Annotated in this window: 2 protein-coding genes; both read left to right on the forward strand. The window is 67.1% G+C overall.

Annotated elements, in window-relative coordinates; genetic code table 11:
• A partial coding sequence (locus tag AC1VAN_RS20205; RefSeq protein ID WP_480986573.1) for a 4Fe-4S dicluster domain-containing protein occupies positions 1-173 on the forward strand: 173 nt, incomplete at its 5' end.
• Positions 170-1,897, forward strand: coding sequence for a gamma-glutamyltransferase (gene ggt / locus AC1VAN_RS20210; protein ID WP_032977848.1), 1,728 nt, complete (start codon positions 170-172; stop codon positions 1,895-1,897). The genes AC1VAN_RS20205 and ggt, both read left to right, overlap by 4 nt.
• The last annotated feature ends 59 nt before the right edge of the window (positions 1,898-1,956 follow it).

Genomic DNA, 1,956 nt, shown 5'->3' on the forward strand with positions numbered 1-1,956 from the left:
GCTGTACCGAGTGCGTGGGCCATTTCGACGAACCGCAGTGCGTGGTCGTCTGCCCGGTCGAATGCATCGACCCCGATCCGGACATCGTCGAAACCGAAATCGAGCTGCTGGCCAAGTTGCGCCAACTGCAGCACGATCATCCCGAACTCTATGCGGAGCCCCCATCCGAATGAAGTCGTTCGCCCGCCCCCTGTTGCTGCTCGGCCTGCTGCTGAGTTCCGTCGCCTGGGCTGATGCCCCGGTCCGTGCCGAGCGCCCCGATGGCGCGGCCATCGCCAGCGGTCACGCCCTGGCCACCCAGGCCGGTGTCGACATCCTGGCCCAGGGCGGCAACGCCTTCGACGCGGCGGTGGCGGTGTCCTCGACCCTGGCAGTGGTCGAGCCGATCAGCTCCGGCCTCGGTGGCGGCGGCTTTTTCCTGCTGCATGATGCGGCTACCGGCAAGGACGTGATGCTGGACGCGCGCGAGACCGCGCCGGCCGCGGCCACGCCGCAGGCCTTCCTCGACAAGAAGGGTGACCTGGACCGCGACCGCTCGGTCAACGGCCCGTGGTCGGCCGGCATTCCGGGCCTGCCGGCGGCGCTGGTCGAACTGTCGGCCAAGCACGGCAAGCTGCCGCTGGCGGCATCGTTGCAGCCGGCGATCCGCATCGCGCGTGAAGGCTTCCCGGTGTACGACCGCATGGCCAAGGGATATGCCTCGCGCCGTGAAGTGATGGAGCGTTATCCCGGTACGCGCGAGGTCTATCTGCGCAATGGCAAGCCGATCGCCACCGGTGACCTGTTCAAGCAGCCGGAACTGGCGCAGACCCTGGAGCGCCTGGCGGCCGGTGGCTTCGACGGCTTCTACAAGGGCCAGACCGGCAAGCTGCTGCTGGCCGGCGTGAAGCAGGCGGGAGGCAAGTGGACCGCCGAAGAGCTGGCCGGCTACCGCGTCAAGCAGCGTGCGCCGATCGTCTTCAACTACAACGGCTGGAAGATCACCACCGCACCGCCGCCGTCCTCCGGTGGCATCGCCCTGGCCAGCATGCTGCAGATACTGGAAGGCTGGGACATCAAGCAGATGGATGCCGCGCACCGCACCCATCTGGTGGTCGAGTCGATGCGTCGTGCCTACCGTGACCGCACCTTCTTCCTCGGCGATCCGGATTTCGTGCAGATCCCGCAGAAGGTGCTGGCCAGCAAGGATTACGCACAGGGCCTGCGCGCGACCATCCACCCGGAAAAGGCGACCCCCAGCGACCTGCTGTCGGGCAACCCGACGCCGCTGGAGGATGATGAGACCACCCACTTCTCGATCATCGACCGTGATGGCAACCGTGTCGGTGCCACCCAGACCGTCAACCTGCTGTACGGCTCGGGCCTGATTCCGAAGGGCACCGGCGTGCTGCTGAACAACGAGATGGACGACTTCGCGCTGAAGCCGGGAACGCCCAATGCCTTTGGCGTGATGGGCTACGCGGCCAACGCGCCGAAGCCGGGCAAGCGCATGCTCAGCTCGATGACGCCGACCTTCATGGAAAACGACGACAAGGTGATCGTGCTGGGCACGCCCGGTGGCAGCCGCATCATCACCATGGTGCTGCTGGGTATCCTGGGCTACGACGCTGGCCTGGATGCGCAGCAGGTCGCCGCGCTGCCGCGCTACCACCACCAGTGGCTGCCGGACCTGATCGAAGCGGAAAGCAATGCTTTCGACGCTGGCACCATCAAGCAGCTGCAGGCGATGGGCCACAAGATCGACCTGCCGGGCGAGGTCGCTGCCGGCGGCCGCGGTTCCAGCCACGTGTGGGGCAACCTGCAGACGGTGGAATGGGATCGCAAGGCCAACAAACTGTTTGGCGGCAGTGACCCGCGCAACCCGGTCGGCAGTGCCCAGGTCGTGCCGGCTCCCTGAGCCGGCGGTTGCGCCGGGCTAGGCCCGGCGGACGCAAACCTGAGAACCCCGCCCGCAAC

The organism is Stenotrophomonas sp. 05L44_2, from assembly GCF_056665995.1.

Coding starts and splice junctions, on each gene's coding strand:
- ggt (WP_032977848.1), top strand. CDS start 170: ATGAAGTCGTTCGCCCGCCCCCTGTTGCTGCTCGGCCTGCTGCTGAGT.